Raw genomic sequence first — 18126 nt, 5'->3', positions numbered from 1 at the left:
AGGCGAGCACGAAGCGGTGCCGCCGTTGTTGAGAGGCCGCGTGCGATCTTCCCATCGGTCCAGCGCGCGGTGAAGCTGGCCACGCATGTCACCATATAGCGATAACCTTCAGCGAAGATTCGAACGGCGAGGATCTCTACGCTTGGGCGAACTGCTCATAAGTGCCGAATGTGCCGTACAACGCGAAGTGAGGTTGGTCAGGAAGGAGCTTGAGCGTGAGAAGACGCGACTTCCAAGCTTGTGAACTCAGTCCTCAGGGACGCATTCGGAAAGTCTAGCGACTAAGCAAATCTCCCCGAATGAAATCGCAAAATCTATGGAAGAGCCTAATTCCTCGGCGGCTTTTCTCTCGGCAATCCGTTGAGCATGACGCGTGTTGCATCGCGCGTTAATTTCGAAACGGCCGCCATTGGTTAATGCAGAGTCCGCGCGCCGCGATTCGTGCCTGCGGACTGCACCTGTTGGAGGATATTCGCGCGACACTCGGCTTTGATCTGGTTCGCCGCTTCCCTGACCAACGCGTTGCCGTAAAAACGCGCAACCTTCGCGTCGATCGTGTCTTCCACGTGCTGAATGGCGGCTTCGACACTCACCGGATCGTCCGGATCGAAGCCGGTCGTGATGACGTCCTCCTGTAGTGCCTTGAGCCCTTCGCCGGCTTCCGCGAGAACACGGGTCAACTCATCGGACAGTTTGTTCACAGAGCCCTCTCAACTTGATTGATAGACGACGCGCCGCGGCATTCTAAGGATATGCCAACTGGGCGATCCAAGATCACGAACAATTATTCCCACGACGTTTGGTTTTTCGGAAGTGCGCCGGCAGGATCAAACACCGACAGTGTATCGGCCTCGTTCAACACGCTCGGGTAGAGCACAAGGTTGGTGCCCGTTGAGGCTACGCGTGAATTGAAAAGAATACCTTTGGCCCCGGCACTGAGCACCAAATCACCCAACTGGGCGGTTCAATCCGAGTGTTGAACCACAACGCGCGCCAATCGCAATAGAAATCCTCCCAGAGCGGGTCCCATTCGCGCGCGTTAAACCCTTCACGAAAATCAACGACCGGTGCGGCGCTGATCTGATAGGTTACGAACGTACCCGGTGGCAGCAGCGTCGAGACCTGCTTGTATTCATCGATGGCCGTTTGTACATCGAGCGCGAGGTAAAGCGCCTCGATCCCGGGCCGATTGACGCGGCCACCGTGGGTGGCTGCGCCTGCGCCGCTTAAAGGCATCGAAGCCCACTTTGGCGTGTGAACCCGGTAGGCGGTGATGCGGTCAAGCTGGGTGACAATCATCCGGCAGCGCCCGCCTCAAGCGACACCACATAGCGGATCACATCGTCAGCCCGCCCATCGGAGACGAGCTGTTCGGCGGTCTTGTAGCCAAATACGGGCAGCGGTTCGTTTCGATACCAAAACATCGCGCGCTCGACGTCGCCGCAAACATCGCTCGCAGCGCGAAGGACACGTATAGCCTCGCGCAAGAACCGTTGCACGCTCTCAGAGCCAGGCGCCCGGCTGAGCGTATTTCGGTGCACATGGGCTTGCTGGGCCAAGGTTTGCAGGTCAATTTTCAGCGCTTGTCCAAATGCACGTGCAGACAACGCCGGCGAGTCCGAGTCACGAAGGGATTCCATGAACTGCTCGAAGCTTGCGCGATGACCGACGGCTTGAGAGAGCGATGGGTCCATCTCAACTCCTTGGTGCACAACATTTGCACTATTATAGCAGCTTAACAGCACAATACTTCGTGGCGTTTATCTGGAGTTTGGCGCGCAGACGTTCACGCAAACAGACTCGCAGCGCCAGGGCAAAGGCAGCCCTCGTTGTTGAATCCGGGTTCAATCACTCTATCAGGTAGTCCGTTACATACTTTGTCCCCGCTAAGTTCAAATGTCGGGGCTCCAGCTAATTAGAAATGTCGGGTTTTAGGCTGGTTTCAGCTGGTTTAATCTCTCTTAAAAGGGTCATTTCCCCACCGCGGCTAGGCGCCTTTCGGCGGTTCTCAAGACCGCTGCATTCAGGTCATCAAGTGTTAGTTCGCGCTGCTTTTTGGTCCCCGCTTTACGCTCCTTCGTCCGTGGCGCTTGCCCCTGGTTGGTTCGTGAGGGGGAACCTGATGCACGCCTGTCGTCACGCTGCGCCTGGATCACCTGAGCCAACTGCAACGCGTGACTCAGGCGCTTATTGTCGATCTCTGCACCCTGATCGATCTGCGACAGGCGGTCGTATTCGACGTAGGGGAGAGCGGCCCCATTGACACGAATTTCGATGCGTCCGTCGGGGTATTCGAACACGTCCAGATACTTGTGAATCAGGCTTCGATTCTCGACCGTATCGGCCAACATGTAAATCACCCGGTCGTATTGAACCGTCAACGAATTTGACACGCGCCGAGGCACACGCGAGGTCAGAATCAGGTCGAGGTCTTCGTCGTCGCGCAGTGGCCGATGTGCATCGAATGCGCTCTTTGGGACCTTGCCAAAGCGGCCATTGAAGTCAGCGATGAAGTGCGGCGCATAGGCGTTCGCGGTTTCCTTCGTGTCGATGTGGCGCAATCTCAACTCCTTCACGAGCCGGTCCTGCAAGGTCAGGTTGGCGCGCTCCACGCGGCCCTTGGCCTGGCTGCTGTTGGCGCACCAAGTGTCGATGTTCAGCTCGAACATGGCCCGCCCATATTGGGTCACGCCCTTGCCGGGTGTGCTCGCCGGGTTGTTGCAATGGAACACGCTCGCCTTGTCGCTGTAGATCGCCACGGGCTTGCCATACGTGTCGAGGTACTGGCGCGTCGCCTCGAAATAACTGAAGGTCGATTCGGTCGCGGTGAAGTGCAGCGTCATCAGGCGGCTGGTCGCATCATCGATAAACACCAGCAGCGTGCACGCCGGCGCCCGGTCCTCGAACCAGCGATGGTCGCTGCCATCGATCTGGATCAGCTCGCCCACGCACGAACGCCGGTTCCTCGGCTGGTGGATCTTGGGCGGGCGCTGCTTGCGCGGAATCCAGAGGCCTGCGTCACGCATCCAGCGCCGTACGGTTTCCTTGGCTAGCTCCACGCCATGACATTCGCGCAGCTTCTCGCAGGCCAGCGTCGGCCCAAAATCCGCGTAACGCTCGCGCACCAGCGCCATGGCCCGAGCCCGTAAATCGATGGGCAACTCGCGGTTGCTTGGTTGCCCACGCCGGCCTGATACCAGTCCGGCAGGACCGCTGGTCTCATAGCGACGGACCAATCGGCTCACTTGCCGTTCGCACAGATCCAGACGCTCAGCCGCCTGCACGACCTTGAGTCGATGCTCGGCCACCGCTGCGATAATTTTGATCCGCTCGAGCTCACGCATACTCACCGTGACAAAGCCACGCTCATTCATGATCGGCCCCTTGACGACGCGCTTTGTCAGCGTGCGCCAGGAGGACGGAATCGGACATTTCTAATTAGCTAGAACCGGACATTTCTAAAAAGCCCTGACATACTTAAAATTGATAAATAAGATTATGTCAAATTAAGCACACAGGGTGGCATCGTAATCCGCAGGTCCGGGGCGCGAATCCCTAGTTCGTCACCGATATTATCAAGCGCTTAGCGAATGCCAAATGCTCTTTCTTTGCCCGAATCCGGCAGAGGTTCAACGGGCCGAAAAGTCCCTCTGCTGGTCAACGGGTTCAACGTCGGCGCCACTGTGGCTTGAAATCTTGGCGCCGCCCGGCCGCCGCCATGACGAACCCGCCGGACGGGGCAATTAGCCGTCTGGTTTGATGCTACAATTGATGCTTGAATGCATCAAATGAGGAGGCGACCGCCATGAGAACCACCGTTACGATCGATGACACGCTCTATCAAGAAGCGCTGGAACTCGCCGATCCCGGGACGGACAAGGCCGATCTTTTCCGGGTCGCGATGCAGACCTTCGTCCGCATCCAGGCAGCCAAGCGCCTCGCCATGCTTGGCGGTACCATCCCCGAAATGCGCGAAATTCCACGACGTCGCCCAGAGACCGACGCATAGTGAACGTCCTGATCGATACCTCGGTGTGGGTTGACCATTTCCGCCGACGCAACGAAACGCTCGTTCATCTGGTCAGCACCGATCAGGCGCTTACCCATCCGCTCGTGCTCCTTGAACTCGCCTGCGGAACCCCACCCGCACCACGGGCACGGTCCCTCCACGACATCGGGCTGCTGCGGCATGTACAGCAAGCGACATGGAGCGAGGTCATGCGGTTCATCGAAACCGAGCGGCTGTATGGCCAAGGATGCGGCGGCGTCGACCTGACGCTGCTGGCCTCGACCTTGATGACCCCTGGTGCCCAGGTCTGGACGCTGGACAACCGGCTCGCGACGCTCGCGCGCCGACTCGGCGTCGCCTATCCGCGCGACGCGCATTGAATACCCGTCGCTCATCGGGATCGGTCAGCGAAGACTGCACCCAAAACCCTTGATTCCCTGCTTCGTCCAAATGGACGGGGCCGATCACAGTTTCACACATGCGTAGCGATCCTTGATGTTGGCAACAAAATACTTTCCCTTAGAGTCTGCACCCATGAAGTATTCATATTCGCCCTGACCGATGCCCGCGTATCTGTACATTGGAGAAACTCCACTTGAAGGGTCTGGTTATCCAGATCGTAGCCAATCGCGCTCACACTGCTTGAGCTAAAGGATCCGGGAAGTATGCTGCATGCGCCGATAGCGCGGCACCCAACGGAGGATCGTCGTGTGAGCAAGCGACAAACCTCGCTCAGCCATCATGTCGACGAGATCGCGCGGGCTGAGCTTGTAGCGCAGATATACGAGGAGCGTCGCGACATACAGCCACGAAGCCGTCCGAAAAGCCCTTAGGACTTTTGGTGAATCGCCACGCGAAACGCCGCTTGCCGCTCTGTACTCGAGGATTTAGCCGATTGATCGACGCAACCGCGTCGCGGCCTGTCTAGTCCGGCAAGCGCGGCGGCCTCAAGGAAAGTCTGCGCTGGATCGAGGGCTATGAGCGCATTGCCGATATGGCGCCGAGTCTACCGTCCACGCACCCGGTGTATGTGGCAGACCGCGAAGCGGATCTGATGGAGCGCGCCCAGGCGCTGGACACGCCGGCCGACTGGCTGGTACCGAGCGCGCTGGGAAATCGAGATATTGTTCAACATCTTGAAGAATACTTGCCGCGTCTAGGCGCTTCAGCTCGGCTCGATCCAACAGCTTGAGCGAGCGCTGGCGCTGTTCCTGGTGGCGGCCTGGCGCGTGGCCTTCTGATGCGCCAGGAACGCACTTGCCCTGATCTGGACGCGCATCTGTTCTTTGATCCAGATGAAATTCGCAGTGCCTACCTGCTCATGAAAGTGCGCCGCCCTGCCCAGCCGAAGCTCAACGAAGTGTCGCGACTGATCGCACGCGTGGGCGGATTCCTCGGGCGCAAGGGGACGGCGAACCCGGTGCGAAAACGATCTAGTGTAGTGCGTCACAAATAATGCAACTTAATCGCGATTTACGAGTCTCCTTGATACGGAGGGAGAACTCATGCGAATCGCGGCGAAAGTTGAGCTAAGTGAAGCACAGCGCAAACAGTTAAAGACGTGGGCTACTGGCCGAACGATTCCGGTTCGACTAGCTGAGCGCGCCAAGATGATTTTGCTTGCAGCGCAGGGCAAGACAGACAAAGAGATAGGTGCGGACCTGGCTATCTGGCGAGGCACAGTAGCACGCTGGCGCGCTCGCTTTATAGCTGACGGTGTGACGGGGATCGAGCGGGATGAGACGCGACCCGGGCGCAAGCCGAAGATCTCCGCGCGCAAGGTCAAGACCGTTGTGGCACTGACGACGCAGCAACGTCCGGATAACGCGACGCATTGGAGCACACGCAGCATGGCAGCGGTGGCCGGCATAAGTGAGGCGAGCGTGCGGCGCATCTGGCAGGCGCATGGCCTCAAGCCGCATCGGTTAGAGAGCTTCAAGGTATCGAACGACAAGCACTTTGCCGAGAAGCTCGAGGACATCGTCGGGCTGTATCTCGATCCCCCGGAGCACGCCTTGGTCCTGTGCTGCGATGAGAAGTCCCAGATCCAGGCGCTTGATCGGACCCAGCCGGGCTTGCCGCTCAAGCGAGGTCGCGCTCAAACGATGACGCACGATTACAAGCGCCATGGTGTGACGACGCTGTTTGCCGCGATGAACACGCTCGATGGCAGTGTCATTGGCCAGTGCCAGACTAAACATCGTCACCAGGAGTGGCTGAGCTTCTTGCGCAAGATCGATCGCAACACGCCCAAGGACAAGGAGCTGCATTTGATCGCTGACAACTATGCAACCCATAAGCATCCCGAAGTACAGGCATGGATTGCCAAGCACCCGCGATTCCACATGCATTTCACGCCCACCAGTGCCTCTTGGCTCAACATGGTCGAACGCTTCTTTCGTGACTTATCAGTGAACCAGTTGCGACGTGCGGCGTTCCGCTCGGTACCCGAATTGGTCAGCACAATCGAACAGTACGTGCAGAAGCACAATCGTCATCCGAAACCATTCATCTGGACAGCAAAAGCCTCCGACATCCTCGCGAAAGTCACGCGTGCCAGGGCCAAACTGAATAAGATGCAATCTGTTTGACGCTGACCACTAGCCCAGACCCAGAGGAGTTCCTATCGCCGCAAATACATTGAGCTTGTCACGCGACGACGACGTCAGTTGTGTAAGGAGATGCTTTAAGCCAGCGAGCAGTTCAATCCGATGCTGGCCTCAAGCTGTTCGAGCCGGTCGTTGATTCGCTGCATGCGCGATTGCTGCGCGGGCACAAGCGCACTGGATGCGACCAAATCAACCCGGTTACGCCAGTAGGACAACGGGATTCGGTCATCAGCGGAAATTTTTCTGATTACCTGCTCCAGATGAAGAATATCCGTTTCGATTTGCCGATGATTCATTCACTACTCCCCGGGTAGATGTTATTTTTTGCTTTTTATGGAACGAGTTCGAAGCAACACGCGGAACAGATAACCGTTTCGGTGTCGCTAACTGCATGGTCCCGTTCGTGCAATGCGCGGCACGTGCGGCCAGAGGAAGGCAGCACAGACCCTAAAGGGATGTCGTTATCCACGACCCCGTCAAAGTGAATATTTACACTTGCCTATCTTTAAGCTTGCCGCACCAATTCCAGCTGGCTACGGTCTGGATCCCTTTGTTTCCATGGCTTCCGGTATCACCGCTCAAAACCAGGAAAAAAATCGACCATCACTATATTGGCATAAACGGCATTCATCCCTTGGCGACGCTAGGTTATCGCGGGCTGCACACCAAAGCGTTGAGCCGAGAGATAATTGCTGATCGAGAAGAAAATTACTTGATTGTTTACCCCTCGTATATCCGAAATTAGTCACGCATGGAAATTTACGCATGGATATACCCGACCGATCAGTGGATGTGGCTGCCCAAGGCGACGCGGTCACCCAACAGGCATCGGAGGAGCACGTGGCGGATATCGATGTCGGGCTCTCGTGGCTGGATCTTGCGACGACCGATGCAGAGGACGCCGCAGTCGTTCAGCGTCAATGGATGCCGACCGAGTATGACCAGGTTGATGGAGGCGCGTTTGCCGGTCGGTTTCAGCAACTGGGTTTTCAAGACACACTCGTGGCTGCTGAACGACAGAATCGCACCGTGCTGAAGCGGCTACATTTCCCGCCCGATTACTGCTCGGTGAGCTTCGTCCGTTCGGTCTCAGGTCGGGCACGATGCGACCTCGATGCAATTTCCCAAGGGACTGTCGCCTACCTGCCGGGAAACAACGAGTACGAAGTGCTTTTACCGCCAAGTGAGATCGCCTATTTTCGGATCCGCCAGGACCGATTTTTACAAGCAGCCGACACCTTGGGTTACGACCTGGCGGGAGACGGGTGCCAGGCGCTGTTGTTCGATAGCATTGATTCCAGTGATCTAAACGACATGCTCGAGACCTTGATGTCGCTTCGACATTCGCCTGATTCAAGCCAGCTTGAGGGATTGAATCACGAATACCTGGAAAAGGTCGTGCTAGAGCGCACTCTGCGCATCCTTTGCAACTCGACCGCCAGATCCTCTCAGATGCCGTTGGGTAATGCGCATCGAATCACCCAAGCGGCGCGAGCATTGATCGAAAGCAGCCCTGAAGAGCCGTTGACGGTGATGACTCTGTGCCAGGGGCTGGGAGTCAGCCGTGCCTCGCTTCAGCGCTGCTTCCTGCAAATTCACGGTGTCGCGCCGCTTGCATACTTGAGGATGCGACGGCTCAATTGCGCGCGGCGCGCCCTGAAAGCGGCGCGCGGTACAAGCGCCACGGTGACGGCCATCGCTATGCGCTGGGGGTTCTTTCATTTTGCTAGATTTGCGCAAGATTATTTCCACCAATTTGGCGAACTTCCCTCCACGACACTCGGCAGGTCGAGCAGGACGAAGTTGGAGCCTAGCCGATCCCGTCCGCAGCGTTAACGCCGACGGGATCGGTTCAAGGTTCCCAAGCCGAACATTCCCAGTCTACTGTCTGCAAGTAGACTACATCCGAGTATCCGAGCGAGTGTAGTGTCTATTCGTCGTTTCGAACTGTAATCCGGTCGTGCAGCCTGTCGAGATTCTTGAGTTCTATAGCAACCGGGCCCAAATCGGTGGCTTCGAGCAGAAAATAGCCGCCAAGAAGCTCTGTGGGCCGCCCCCTGTACTACAAAGCACGATGCAGCATGTACCTGCATCCTATCTATGCTATGAGGCCGGAGCGCGAAGCGCTGGGCGTGCTTGATGCCTGGATGTGGGCGCGTGAAAAGCGTGATGCCGACGGTGTACGCGCTGGATCGAAGGCTACGGACGTGTCACCGGGATGGCCGTTGACCTGCCGCAGACGCGACTGGTGTACGTCGCCGATCGCGACGCCGATCTGGTGGCGATGATGTGCCGCGCGCGAACTGGGCACGCCGGCCGATTGGCTAGTGCGTGCCAAGCACAACCGGTGCTTGCCATGCGGAGATAAAGTGATATTGCAGAGGCTTGTCCCAGCCCATCAGAGCCGTCACCGCCCGACCACCGATCGCGGTTTTCAAAATGCGCTGCGTCATCGCTTTCCTCCGATGCGTCGCATCGCCGCTCGTACGGCCTGCGCGGCGAGTTCCGCCTGCAGTTCGGCCCACTTGCCTACGAGCGTCGGGTCGGTCGTCAGAAAGAGCGGTTTATAGGCCCATACGGTCACCATGTCGCCACGTGAGCCGATCTCGAACACGCGCAGATCTTCGTCTTCGCTCACACCGTTGTCGACCAGGTCGCGGTACGAGACCAGGTTGTACAACTCCAGATCGATGCCAGGCCGCCCGGCGATCAGCGCGATCGTCGCTTCAAAAAACCGCCGCGCGGCATCTCGCGTGGATTCGAGTGCAAACACCTGGACACTGCCCTCCCCGCTTTCCCAGATGATTCGATACAAGCTGACGCGGCAATCATGACTGAGCATCGTCATCGTGCTTCTCCTAGTGTTCAATGAAGCAAAAGCGATCGTGCTTTGAAGTGAAAGTTAGAAACCACAATGCCGGGATGGCGGCAATCTATAGATCGACCTTCAACGCGTCTAGACGCGGATCCGCGCGAACGAAAACACCATCAAAGCAATCAATGCCCGTTCCCTAGGGCCAATGGGTGTGCTGACATCGATGCTGTCGAGCAGCTGCCGCGCTTCTGTTGCATCGAGCACGGGCGTCTTGCCTTTGCGGGTCGTATGACTGGGTCCGCGCACGGATGCGGCCGCATTGTGCGGTACGACCTGGCCGACCACGAGGCAGTCGAACAGATGGCGAATCGCGGCGAGATGCTGCTTGACCGTGGGCGCTGACAGCGTTTGTGTTTGCAGTTCGATCCAGGCCGCTACGTGCAGCGGCTGCACAGCGGTAATCGACGTCACACCCGCTTGCGCGCACCAGGCGAAAAACTCACCGACGGCGTGCGCATACGCGCGTCGCGTGTTCGGATTGGCGTGCAACTATTTGATGGGTGTCAGCGATTCTCATGGACGTGTCGATTGACCGGTTGTGACCGACCCAAGATGGGCGTCAGCCACCTTGGCGCGGCCATGAAGGGATGATCGGTCTCCATAAGTCGAACGACCACTCTTTCTGTTGTCTCCACACCCTTTGCCGCTTCAGTAGTCGTACACATGCTCCGTCACGAAGCCGTTTTTCCCGGCGGCCGCCAGAAAATCGGACAGGCCGCCGACCGGCATCAACAACGCGACGCGTCGAGTATCGGCGGGCATTGTCAGGGGCTGTTCGAACAATACGCGGCCGCTGCCGGGCGGCAACGGGGCGTCGTCTTTCACCCATACTGTGACCAGAATGTTCGATGTGTTGCCGGCGATATCGGTGAGACGAATACCCTGTTGCGCAAGCACTGTCGCCGCAAGCCTGAAGTCGAAATAGCGCGGCAACGCAAGCAACGCCCGACCGTCCGGCAGACGGGCAAGCACGCTGACGTGAGCCGGCGCCGACCACCCGTCGGGTAGGTGATCGACGATCACATCGGTCGTCATCAGGGCAGGCGTGTAGGCAGCCCGCGTTGCTTTCTCGATCAGTTTTCCGTACACAGCCTTGATTGCATATTCAGTGGTCAGCGCGTAGCGGCGTTCCCATTTGCGCGCGAGCCCCGGCCCCCACGCCGGGACGTCGCTCCAGAGGTGATGAAGCCGGGCGCTGAAATCGAACAGGTACCAGGGCTCCTGACGGATGAAGTCCACGTACTCCTGAGCCGCCTGGGCGCCATAACGGTCCTCGTCGGTAAGCGTCTTTCCGCCGAGGAGCCAGCTCGCGCGACCCACGGTATTTTCGTAGAGCGAGCGCAGCGCATACTCCACGGTCGTGCTCGATGCGATCACCCAGATCATCACGTGGTAACTGGGATTGAGCGGAAAGTTGTCGTGCATCTGCTCACGCGTGACGGTCGCGTAACTCGACCAGAGCTGACCGATCTGACCCAGAAACGGAAAGTCGTGCGATGGCGCGTGTTGTACGATCCGCGCGTACTCCGCAGGGCTATGCACCAGATACCACTCGGGAAAAGTCAGCAACGTCTGCTCAGTGCCACGGCGATCCGCGCTCGGCACGGCGCTTTGAAATGACGCTCCCGGCGTCTCAGCCGGTGTCTCAGGCGCTGTTGAGGATTCCGCCGCACGCGCAACCTGCGCCGCGAACGTAAGCGCGACGCAGATCGCGAGCAGCGTGTTGCGCAACAACCGCGTCATGCTGCCCCTCCATCGCGCACGAACGCCATCAGGATGTTGTCCGATGGGTCGCCTTGCTGGGTCAGGCGCATTCCGGTATGGCGGAAGCCTGCCGCCTCGACACGCGCGATCCAATCGTCCGCGCTGGCGAAATGACGCAACTCCGATCGATTGGTTTCCCATCTTTCGCCGAGGCCCGCGTTGAACACCGTATGGGCAAGCGAAACGAATGCATCCATGGTCGGTGATGTGACGTCGTGATCGCGGACCACGAAATAGCCGCCGGGTCGGACGATTCGCGCGATCGAGCCGAGAAACGGCGCAAGCTTCTCCGGCGCCATGTGGTGCAAGCCGACAAAGCAACTCACCAGGTCCGCGCTGGCGGCAGGCAGCTCGATGGGTGCGTAGTCGTTCAACGACTGGAAATCGCCTATCGAGCCGATTTGCCCGCGCTCGACAATATCGACCGGGCTCATTCCCGGCCGCACATCATGCAGCAGGGTCACCTTGCCTTTGAGGCGCAGAAATTTCTTCATGGCCCGAACGTAGCGCCCTGTCGTGCCAATCTCCACATAGTCCTGCAAAGGCGCATCGCCCAGCAGCATGGCGGTCTGCCGGCCCATTTCGGCCTTCTGCATCGACAGTGACGGCAGCGCGTGCGTGAGCATCGCGAGGCGCGGGGTGATCGATTTGAGGCCCGCCTGGATCGCGCGATAGATGTGCTCGTCGCCAGTGTGTTCGGTCGTTGAAGCCTTGATCAACGTATGCAGACGGTCTTCGGGCAACACGTTGAAAATGTTGTGCAGAAACGCATAGAAACGATCGGCTTCGCGCTCGCTGCGATAGATCGTCTCGAACAGGGTGCCATCGCGGTCTGCCTGGTCCACCGTAACGGCCGGCAAAGAAACAGGTGGCGTCTCCGATAATGGCGTCGCCTCGGGCGCGCTACGTTCGGGCGCATAGTACCGATCCCACAGCGCGCCGCGCAGCCGATACTCCGGATCGAATTGCTGCTTGAGCGCAAACATTTCGCGTGCCCGCGGATAGGCGCGATGAAACTGCTCGTGTGTCGCGTGCAACTGATAGGGCAGATAGTAGGTGCCTCCCACGGCGAGCACTGCGTCGATCAGTTCGCGCGTCCAGACCGCCACGCGTTCAATGGCATTCGCCCGGGTGCGTTGCTTGTAATAGAGCACGAAGGCAAACGTCTCACCGCGCGCCCAAGCCATGACCGTGTGGTTGTCGGCAAGTGCGTGGCGGATCGAAATGTTGACCGCGTTCACCCGGTGCCGCGAGAGAATCACCGATAGCGCCTCGGCAAATCGCGCGACGACGTCCACGGGCACGAAATACTCCTGCAGCACATACGTGCGCCGGCGGCGACCGACCGGCTCGAGTTCCGCGACGTCGTAACCGGCTTCGTAATTGCGCCAATGCACCTTCTTGCCAAAATGCAGCAGCGGGTCGTACAGGAATTCGCGCCGGAACTTGCCGAGCGGCGTTTCAGTGATTGCCCATAGAAAGTACTTCGCTGCAAGAAAGCCGCGACTCAGCGGCTGCAGTCGCGCCGACGTGGCAGGCTCGTCGGTGACCGTCCAGCTGATCGCACGGCCGCGCGTGTATCGCGGCGGATAGAGGTCGAAATTGTGGAAGATCACATCTTGACGGCTGCGCACGTTCGTGTCGAACCACGCCTTGTATTCGGTGGTATGCATCGTGCGGTCGCTGCGCTTGACCCGCGTATTGGGCGCAAGGTCGAGTTCCGCTTCGGTGATGATGCCTACGCCGCCATATCCACCGATCGCCGCGTTGAAGAGCGTGGTGTTTTCCGTAGGGCTTGCGTCGACTACTTCGCCGTTGGCCAGCACGAGCCTGATGGCCCGAATCGATAGCACGACCGGCCCCAGTCCCATGTAGCGGCCGTGCGCGTTGACCGACAGCGCGCCGCCCACCGTGAAGTTCGCGTAGGTCTGCATGATCTTTACCGACAGACCGTGCGGATCGATAAAGCGCTGGATGTCGCACCAGCGGATCCCGGCCTGCACTCGAATCACCGACGTTTGCGGCTCGAAGCGGAGCACACTGTTCATCTTCCGCATATCCAGATGCAGGGTGCCCGGACTCGCGGTGTGCCCCCCCATGCTGAAGTGACCGCCGCCCACGGACACCGGCAGGGTGGTCTTGGTAAGTGCCTCGACGACCTCCTGGGTCGTTGTGGGCGTGGCGATTGAAAATACGGGAATCCGGTTCAGTTGAGTAACGTCGTTGACGGTTGCCATGTCCGCATCACTCCGAGATATTGACTTTGAGGTAATCCGAGCGGGTTGCCGGATCGGGGCCGAAGCGGTTTTCGTGATCGACACCGCGGCGCAGCAGGTGGATCAGCACCCAGATCGGCCCGAGCACCGGGACAATGACAGTCAGCAAAGACCATCCGCAACGGCCGATGTCGTGGAGGCGCTGCGTAGAAAGTGCGAGCGCGCTCCAAAGGAAGACGAGCGCAAATAGGGCTGCGCCCATCTCGCCAAACCAGGAACCGGCAAGATCGCCGAAGGCAGCGCACATGAGCGCGGCAAATATGATCCGTGTCAGCCATTCACTGCGCGTAATCCGGCCGCGGCTCAAAAAGAAAGCGGGGGCGAGAGTGGATAAAAGCATTTTTATTTTTTGCCTATTCCCGGGAATCAATTGTTGGCCTGAATCGCCCTACCAAGTTGCTGCGAACCGACATTAAAATCGTGGAACGGGGTTTGAGCCGCAGAGCGGCACATACCTGCCATTCATGACTCGGTACACCGCGATGGTGTTCACATATCGACCGGCTTTTGGTTCTTGCATCTTACCGTCTCGTGACTGGTCGCCAGTCAAAGCGCTCTTGAAACGGATGACAAGGTCGCTGGGCTTCGTCCTAAACGATCCGCGCCCGAAGTCGAACGTACCAACTGCCGAATAACAGCCGCGCTCCAGGGGGACGCCGCGCAGGCGGTAGCGCGAGCATACTTCTTCGGCACTCAGGTTGTCAGCGGATAGCGGCAGCGCGTCGGCCCAGACCACAACTTTTCCCTGCGAAACCACAAACACGCTCACCCAAGTGCCGCATTCCCCTTGAAAGCACGTCCCATAAGTAAGCGTCACAGCGCGGGACGTAGGTGTCAGAGCAAAGACGTCGCTGCGATCAATTGAGCCAAAAAAGCCTGCTTTGAGAATACCAACCTGACGATGATGGAGAGTGATCGTGCCGTCACGCTTCGTGAAAAAGTAAGCGTCGACAATGGCTTGACTAGGATGTGCGGCACGGACCACGCCCGTGGCGTCCGCAGCGACACGCTCTACTATGAGCGCCGCGTTGGTCTCGTCAACCTTGATCAGCGCAATCGGTGTGATCATTTGCATCTCGGACGCGTCGTCGCCTGATTGGTCCGCGTCTAGGTATGCGTCGGTGGTCGCGACAAAGACCGCCCCGTCGCGGTTTCCCTGTACAGCTTTTGGAAACGCGACCACCAGAAGCTTTGCTGCCTCTGGAACGGCCCCTTTTCCACTGATCCAAGTAGCCGCCCGTGAAGATGGCCCGACATATCCGCCCGACACCTCCGCTACCGAGAGCTGTGAAGCTACCAAACCTAGGACAACCACCAACTGAGCCGTCGTTCGCATGCCGCCACCGAAATATCGCATCCAAAATCTCTGTCGATTCATGTGGAGTCAAATTGACTGTCATTCGACGAGTTAACGGCAGATGAATAATTCCCTTTAAACGAACGTCTGACTCGTCCGGGCACGTTCAATCGTGCACCGAATAATGCATCGTACTTGTTGCCTTTGCTTATCGATCGTCAAGTTCCCGATCGAAGGACGCGAAGATCGAATTTCACAGGCGCTCGTTACGTACATAACGGCGTGAAAATCGCCAACTTGATAAGCAATGTTCACCTTCAATGTCACTAGACGATCGATGTAGCATCTAACCGCGCTTCGGCGAAGTGAGCCGAGCCGTTGTCGTCGGTGCAATGTCAATGACGTTTCCGCCGATGTCGAGAATCGGAAACTGACTGAACCTGGTTCGACTTTGAACTGGCGGAGCGGACCGCCATCGATTGGTCCGCGTCAGGCACAAGTCGACCCCCAAGAGACACTCAGCAACTTTGTTGGGACGTCGAATAGCGGCCATTGAATAAGCGTACGCGATCGTCCATCGAAGCACCGTGCGTGCTCACTTCTCTGGTTCTGTCCCAAGGCTGCGCCCGGATTTGTGCACATCCCGGTAACAAAGCATTTTCAGTAGCTGCTGCTCCTTCTCCTCGTCGAATCCACAGGTGTGGCGCCACTCACGCGGGTTCTCGTAAGTCCCGAACAACATGTCCCACCATGTGATGTCGCCGTAGTTATTCTTATGCCGGCCGTACCGGTGATGAATTCGGTGCATCTCGGGGCGCTGAAAGAAGAAGCCGACCCAGCGCGGAGTCCTGACGTTGGTATGGTAGAAAAACTCCCCGGCAGCCGTGCAGAAGGTGTACACAGCTCCGGCTTCAGCCGACAAACCGAGAAACGTATAGACCAGCAGGCTCCCAATAATCGAGTTCACGACCATCTCGCCAGGATGCTTGTAAAACGACGTGATTATCTCCAGACGCCGGGGGCTGTGATGTATCTGATGGAAAGCGCGCCATAATAAATCGTGCTCATGGCGCCAGCGGTGCCACCAGTAGAAGACGAAGGTAGCAATGAAATAGGCGAGCAGACCACCTGCAACCGGCCCGACATACCGGGAGAGGCCCAGGATCGATCGTGACGACAACCAACGCTCCCACGTCACGCCGGCAAGCATCACGACACAAACCTGAATTGCATTGATGAGCAACACGCGTAGTGGCCAGCTACGTACGCTCGGTAACGACCAGCCCGGGACCACGCGCTCAACGACAAAACAGCATGCAAACAAGATAAGGACGAAGCCAAGCATTCTTAACCTCCCTTCCGTTTGAACTATCCTTCCGTTGCATCTACTGCGATGCCATCAAAGACCCAACGCAATTGCGAGCTGCGCATCAGGCTTGCTGGTGTGACTGTTTCACGTGCCCATGGAATACGGCCGAAATACCAGATCTTCCAGAATCGGAGTGCAGCGTCAGGCCGGCGTGAATACAACGCCGCAAAAGTTTCGATATCGCCGATGCGGACTCCAGTCGCTTCGTCGAGTACCTCGCGAACGTATCGCGAACAAAATTGACGCCTGGAATGAAGGTTGAATCCTGTGTCATAGAGAACACCCGTTCGACGCCCGGCAGCCACACGTACCCGTTGCTCTTCCGTCGACGTCAGCGGCTTCGTGAGTCGGGCGACAGCGACCTGTCCGCCATCCGATCGAGCGACGAATCGAGCGAGACTCGTAAAACGGGATATCGGAAACGTGCTTTCACCGATCAGTGGTTGCTCGCCAGCGATGTCGACGACGACGCCGACATGATTGATCCACGATCCGGTCGCGGCTGAAACCTCCCGAAACGGTTTCGCCGAAACATGAATGCAGACGATGTCTCCAACGCGTAACGTTGCGCCAAGCGAGACGACCGTTTCGGCCAACCGCCCAGGCGCGGCGCGGACCGGGTCCACGGGTAAGGTATTTGTCCGGCTGGACTCGCGCGGCGCCGGTCGACGGCTCGCAACGTCATTACCTGCTTCAATGTGCATGACTAGACCCTGGCGGTTGGAATGACTGGAACTATGCACATGGGTATTAATTTCCGCTGGCATTCCGACCAAAGTCTCCTAAAATGCACCTCTTAGTATTATTTTTCGATACCTAAAATGACAGAAATAGCTCAGCTTGTCGCGACCATCAAGCGCGAACTCAAGGCCCAGGGGATGACATACCACGACGTAGCACGTGCGCTGTCACTTTCAGAGCCAAGCGTGAAGCGTCTGTTTTCGAGCGAACGATTTACAGTGGAGCGCCTTGTACAGATCAGCCAGTTCCTCGGATTTACACTGTCCGAAATCTTGCAGGAATCCTCATCTTCTGTTCCTCAGGTATCCACGCTGACGGAAAATCAGGAGGCACAACTCGTATCGAACAGCAAGTTATTGCTGGTGGCAGTCTGTGCGTTCAATCATTGGTCAGTATCCGACATTGTGGCGTCCTACCAGATGAGCAAGGCGGAATGCTTAAAACGGTTATTGGTGCTCGATCGTATGGGCGTCATTGCGCTACTCCCGGGAGACCGGATTCGACTACGCATTGCGCGAGACTTCGACTGGCTGCCGAGCGGGCCGATTCGTCAATTCTTCCGACGCGAGGGTCTAAGCGACTTTCTGGTGGGCCGCTTCGACCAACCGAATGAAACGCTGGAGTTCACCCATGGCATGCTGACAGAAGCTGCGTTATCCCAGCTCCAGCTTGAGCTAAGGCGGCTGCGTAGCAAGTTCGCCGCCTTGCATAAAGAATGTGCCTCCGCTCCTTTGAACCAGAAACGAGGAACCGGGCTGTTACTGGCGAGCCAGGAATGGGAGCCAACGGCGTTTCAGCAGCTTCGACGGGCGCCTGTCGCCTAGGGTCAATGCGGTTCAGCGCCGTTTGACCGCGAACCTGCTTAGCCTTTCAGACTTCTTTTCACCACGGAAAGCTCGCACACTGTGGCCGGGATCACAGAACGGATCTGGTGCAAATAGGTTACGTGGTCGAGATGTTTGTTATAGATATGGATACCTTATCGATGGAACAAAACGACATTCCGGGCCGAGGCGCAGAGATGTCCTCGAGCGCGAGAGCGGAGAGGTTGAACTGCCGCTCGCCCGTCGAGATATAATCCGAGGGGCGTTGCTTAACGACCCGCCGCCCGAATGTCCGAACGAAGAGGCGGACAAATGACGCTTCATGGCAGGATTGAGCCTGTTAGCCATTGGCAGAAGTTGAC

The 18126-nt window shown here is 57.9% G+C and carries 19 protein-coding genes and 4 pseudogenes; 7 read left to right on the top strand and 16 right to left on the bottom strand.

Translation table 11 applies throughout. The annotated features are described in order from the left end of the window. Positions 1–413: 413 nt before the first annotated feature. The 4 genes from FH08_RS0110040 to FH08_RS0110025 form a co-directional block, all read right to left on the bottom strand. Positions 414–701, bottom strand: coding sequence for a hypothetical protein (locus FH08_RS0110040; RefSeq protein ID WP_051888066.1), 288 nt, complete (start codon positions 699–701; stop codon positions 414–416). 196 nt (positions 702–897) lie between these two features. Next, positions 898–1299, bottom strand: coding sequence for an RES family NAD+ phosphorylase (locus tag FH08_RS48315; protein ID WP_235210325.1), 402 nt, complete (start codon positions 1297–1299; stop codon positions 898–900). Next, positions 1296–1694, bottom strand: coding sequence for an MbcA/ParS/Xre antitoxin family protein (locus tag FH08_RS0110030; RefSeq protein WP_031358190.1), 399 nt, complete (start codon positions 1692–1694; stop codon positions 1296–1298). The genes FH08_RS48315 and FH08_RS0110030 overlap by 4 nt, the downstream gene beginning before the upstream one ends. A gap of 276 nt (positions 1695–1970) precedes the next feature. Further along, a complete protein-coding gene (locus tag FH08_RS0110025; RefSeq protein WP_031358189.1) occupies positions 1971–3374 on the bottom strand; it encodes an ISNCY family transposase in 1404 nt (467 codons plus the stop codon). Between the two features lie 431 nt (positions 3375–3805). Between FH08_RS0110025 and FH08_RS0110020 the strand changes: the two genes are divergently transcribed. Both FH08_RS0110020 and FH08_RS0110015 read left to right on the top strand, forming a co-directional pair. Beyond that, positions 3806–4009, top strand: a complete 204-nt coding sequence (locus FH08_RS0110020) for a type II toxin-antitoxin system VapB family antitoxin (RefSeq protein WP_031358188.1) — start codon at positions 3806–3808, stop codon at positions 4007–4009. Continuing rightward, positions 4009–4389: a type II toxin-antitoxin system VapC family toxin gene (locus FH08_RS0110015; RefSeq protein WP_031358187.1), complete on the top strand. Its 381-nt coding sequence runs from the start codon at positions 4009–4011 to the stop codon at positions 4387–4389. The genes FH08_RS0110020 and FH08_RS0110015 overlap by 1 nt, the downstream gene beginning before the upstream one ends. 84 nt (positions 4390–4473) lie before the next feature. On the opposite strand, the gene FH08_RS53990 is transcribed toward FH08_RS0110015, so the two are convergent. Together FH08_RS53990 and FH08_RS51760 are read right to left on the bottom strand one after the other, a co-directional pair. After that, on the bottom strand, positions 4474–4545 hold the full coding sequence (locus FH08_RS53990) for a hypothetical protein (RefSeq protein ID WP_268810825.1): 72 nt from the start codon (positions 4543–4545) through the stop codon (positions 4474–4476). Between the two features lie 144 nt (positions 4546–4689). Continuing rightward, a pseudogene (locus FH08_RS51760) lies at positions 4690–4815 on the bottom strand (IS6 family transposase); the annotation flags it as partial. Positions 4816–4940: 125 nt separating this feature from the next. On the opposite strand from FH08_RS51760, the pseudogene FH08_RS51755 reads away from it, so the two are divergent. Further along, a pseudogene (locus FH08_RS51755) lies at positions 4941–5446 on the top strand (IS4 family transposase); the annotation flags it as partial. Between the two features lie 68 nt (positions 5447–5514). Next, positions 5515–6600 carry an IS630-like element ISBmu8 family transposase gene (locus tag FH08_RS0110000; protein WP_031358186.1) on the top strand — a complete coding sequence of 362 codons (1086 nt, stop codon included), beginning with the start codon at positions 5515–5517 and terminating at the stop codon, positions 6598–6600. 95 nt (positions 6601–6695) lie between these two features. Here the strand turns inward: FH08_RS0110000 and FH08_RS0109995 are convergent, their stop codons facing one another. After that, positions 6696–6914, bottom strand: a complete 219-nt coding sequence (locus FH08_RS0109995; RefSeq protein ID WP_031358185.1) for a hypothetical protein — start codon at positions 6912–6914, stop codon at positions 6696–6698. A gap of 469 nt (positions 6915–7383) precedes the next feature. Between FH08_RS0109995 and FH08_RS0109990 the strand changes: the two genes are divergently transcribed. Both FH08_RS0109990 and FH08_RS53290 read left to right on the top strand, forming a co-directional pair. After that, a complete protein-coding gene (locus tag FH08_RS0109990) occupies positions 7384–8454 on the top strand; it encodes a helix-turn-helix domain-containing protein (protein ID WP_031358184.1) in 1071 nt (356 codons plus the stop codon). Positions 8455–8657: 203 nt separating this feature from the next. After that, positions 8658–8990, top strand: a pseudogene (locus tag FH08_RS53290) (IS4 family transposase); the annotation flags it as partial. On the opposite strand, the gene FH08_RS53985 reads toward FH08_RS53290, so the two are convergent. The 9 genes and pseudogenes from FH08_RS53985 to FH08_RS0109940 form a co-directional block, all read right to left on the bottom strand. Further along, positions 8943–9071, bottom strand: a complete 129-nt coding sequence (locus tag FH08_RS53985) for a hypothetical protein (RefSeq protein ID WP_268810826.1) — start codon at positions 9069–9071, stop codon at positions 8943–8945. The pseudogene FH08_RS53290 and the gene FH08_RS53985 sit on opposite strands and share 48 nt — an antisense overlap. Next, positions 9068–9466: a hypothetical protein gene (locus FH08_RS0109975; protein WP_035565811.1), complete on the bottom strand. Its 399-nt coding sequence runs from the start codon at positions 9464–9466 to the stop codon at positions 9068–9070. Before FH08_RS0109975 ends, FH08_RS53985 begins: the two co-directional genes overlap by 4 nt. Positions 9467–9583: 117 nt before the next feature. Continuing rightward, positions 9584–9973 (bottom strand): annotated as a pseudogene (locus FH08_RS48300) (tyrosine-type recombinase/integrase); the annotation flags it as partial. Positions 9974–10141: 168 nt separating this feature from the next. Beyond that, complete coding sequence (locus FH08_RS0109965) at positions 10142–11236, bottom strand: hypothetical protein (RefSeq protein WP_031358181.1); 1095 nt, start codon at positions 11234–11236, stop codon at positions 10142–10144. Beyond that, a complete protein-coding gene (locus FH08_RS0109960; RefSeq protein WP_031358180.1) occupies positions 11233–13494 on the bottom strand; it encodes an FAD-binding protein in 2262 nt (753 codons plus the stop codon). The genes FH08_RS0109965 and FH08_RS0109960 overlap by 4 nt, the downstream gene beginning before the upstream one ends. 7 nt (positions 13495–13501) lie before the next feature. Next, complete coding sequence (locus FH08_RS48295) at positions 13502–13873, bottom strand: DUF805 domain-containing protein (RefSeq protein ID WP_051888060.1); 372 nt, start codon at positions 13871–13873, stop codon at positions 13502–13504. 72 nt (positions 13874–13945) lie between these two features. After that, the gene (locus FH08_RS0109950) at positions 13946–14602 is read right to left on the bottom strand and encodes a hypothetical protein (RefSeq protein WP_152602783.1); all 657 of its coding nucleotides are present in this window, start codon (positions 14600–14602) and stop codon (positions 13946–13948) included. A gap of 823 nt (positions 14603–15425) precedes the next feature. Continuing rightward, positions 15426–16175 (bottom strand): sterol desaturase family protein, encoded by a 750-nt coding sequence (locus FH08_RS0109945; protein WP_031358177.1) that lies wholly within the window; start codon positions 16173–16175, stop codon positions 15426–15428. A gap of 23 nt (positions 16176–16198) precedes the next feature. Continuing rightward, positions 16199–16966 (bottom strand): YebB family permuted papain-like enzyme, encoded by a 768-nt coding sequence (locus FH08_RS0109940; RefSeq protein ID WP_235210324.1) that lies wholly within the window; start codon positions 16964–16966, stop codon positions 16199–16201. A gap of 54 nt (positions 16967–17020) precedes the next feature. On the opposite strand from FH08_RS0109940, the gene FH08_RS0109935 reads away from it, so the two are divergent. Continuing rightward, positions 17021–17764, top strand: coding sequence for a helix-turn-helix domain-containing protein (locus FH08_RS0109935; RefSeq protein WP_031358175.1), 744 nt, complete (start codon positions 17021–17023; stop codon positions 17762–17764). Positions 17765–18126 lie beyond the last annotated feature (362 nt).

It is taken from the genome of Caballeronia sordidicola (assembly GCF_000729995.1).
Lineage (GTDB): Bacteria > Pseudomonadota > Gammaproteobacteria > Burkholderiales > Burkholderiaceae > Caballeronia > Caballeronia sordidicola_A.
This window is presented reverse-complemented; position numbering and strand designations above follow the sequence as displayed.

What these genes read in the sequence shown, in the direction of transcription:
- FH08_RS48315 (WP_235210325.1), bottom strand. Translation starts at nt 1,299, where the DNA reads ATGATTGTCACCCAGCTTGACCGCATCACCGCCTACCGGGTTCACACG.
- FH08_RS0110030 (WP_031358190.1), bottom strand. Translation starts at nt 1,694, where the DNA reads ATGGACCCATCGCTCTCTCAAGCCGTCGGTCATCGCGCAAGCTTCGAG.
- FH08_RS0110025 (WP_031358189.1), bottom strand. Translation starts at nt 3,374, where the DNA reads ATGAATGAGCGTGGCTTTGTCACGGTGAGTATGCGTGAGCTCGAGCGG.
- FH08_RS0110020 (WP_031358188.1), top strand. Translation starts at nt 3,806, where the DNA reads ATGAGAACCACCGTTACGATCGATGACACGCTCTATCAAGAAGCGCTG.
- FH08_RS0110000 (WP_031358186.1), top strand. Translation starts at nt 5,515, where the DNA reads ATGCGAATCGCGGCGAAAGTTGAGCTAAGTGAAGCACAGCGCAAACAG.
- FH08_RS0109995 (WP_031358185.1), bottom strand. Translation starts at nt 6,914, where the DNA reads ATGAATCATCGGCAAATCGAAACGGATATTCTTCATCTGGAGCAGGTA.
- FH08_RS0109990 (WP_031358184.1), top strand. Translation starts at nt 7,384, where the DNA reads ATGGATATACCCGACCGATCAGTGGATGTGGCTGCCCAAGGCGACGCG.
- FH08_RS53985 (WP_268810826.1), bottom strand. Translation starts at nt 9,071, where the DNA reads ATGACGCAGCGCATTTTGAAAACCGCGATCGGTGGTCGGGCGGTGACG.
- FH08_RS0109975 (WP_035565811.1), bottom strand. Translation starts at nt 9,466, where the DNA reads ATGACGATGCTCAGTCATGATTGCCGCGTCAGCTTGTATCGAATCATC.
- FH08_RS0109965 (WP_031358181.1), bottom strand. Translation starts at nt 11,236, where the DNA reads ATGACGCGGTTGTTGCGCAACACGCTGCTCGCGATCTGCGTCGCGCTT.
- FH08_RS0109960 (WP_031358180.1), bottom strand. Translation starts at nt 13,494, where the DNA reads ATGGCAACCGTCAACGACGTTACTCAACTGAACCGGATTCCCGTATTT.
- FH08_RS48295 (WP_051888060.1), bottom strand. Translation starts at nt 13,873, where the DNA reads ATGCTTTTATCCACTCTCGCCCCCGCTTTCTTTTTGAGCCGCGGCCGG.
- FH08_RS0109950 (WP_152602783.1), bottom strand. Translation starts at nt 14,602, where the DNA reads ATGATCACACCGATTGCGCTGATCAAGGTTGACGAGACCAACGCGGCG.
- FH08_RS0109945 (WP_031358177.1), bottom strand. Translation starts at nt 16,175, where the DNA reads ATGCTTGGCTTCGTCCTTATCTTGTTTGCATGCTGTTTTGTCGTTGAG.
- FH08_RS0109940 (WP_235210324.1), bottom strand. Translation starts at nt 16,966, where the DNA reads ATGCCAGCGGAAATTAATACCCATGTGCATAGTTCCAGTCATTCCAAC.
- FH08_RS0109935 (WP_031358175.1), top strand. Translation starts at nt 17,021, where the DNA reads ATGACAGAAATAGCTCAGCTTGTCGCGACCATCAAGCGCGAACTCAAG.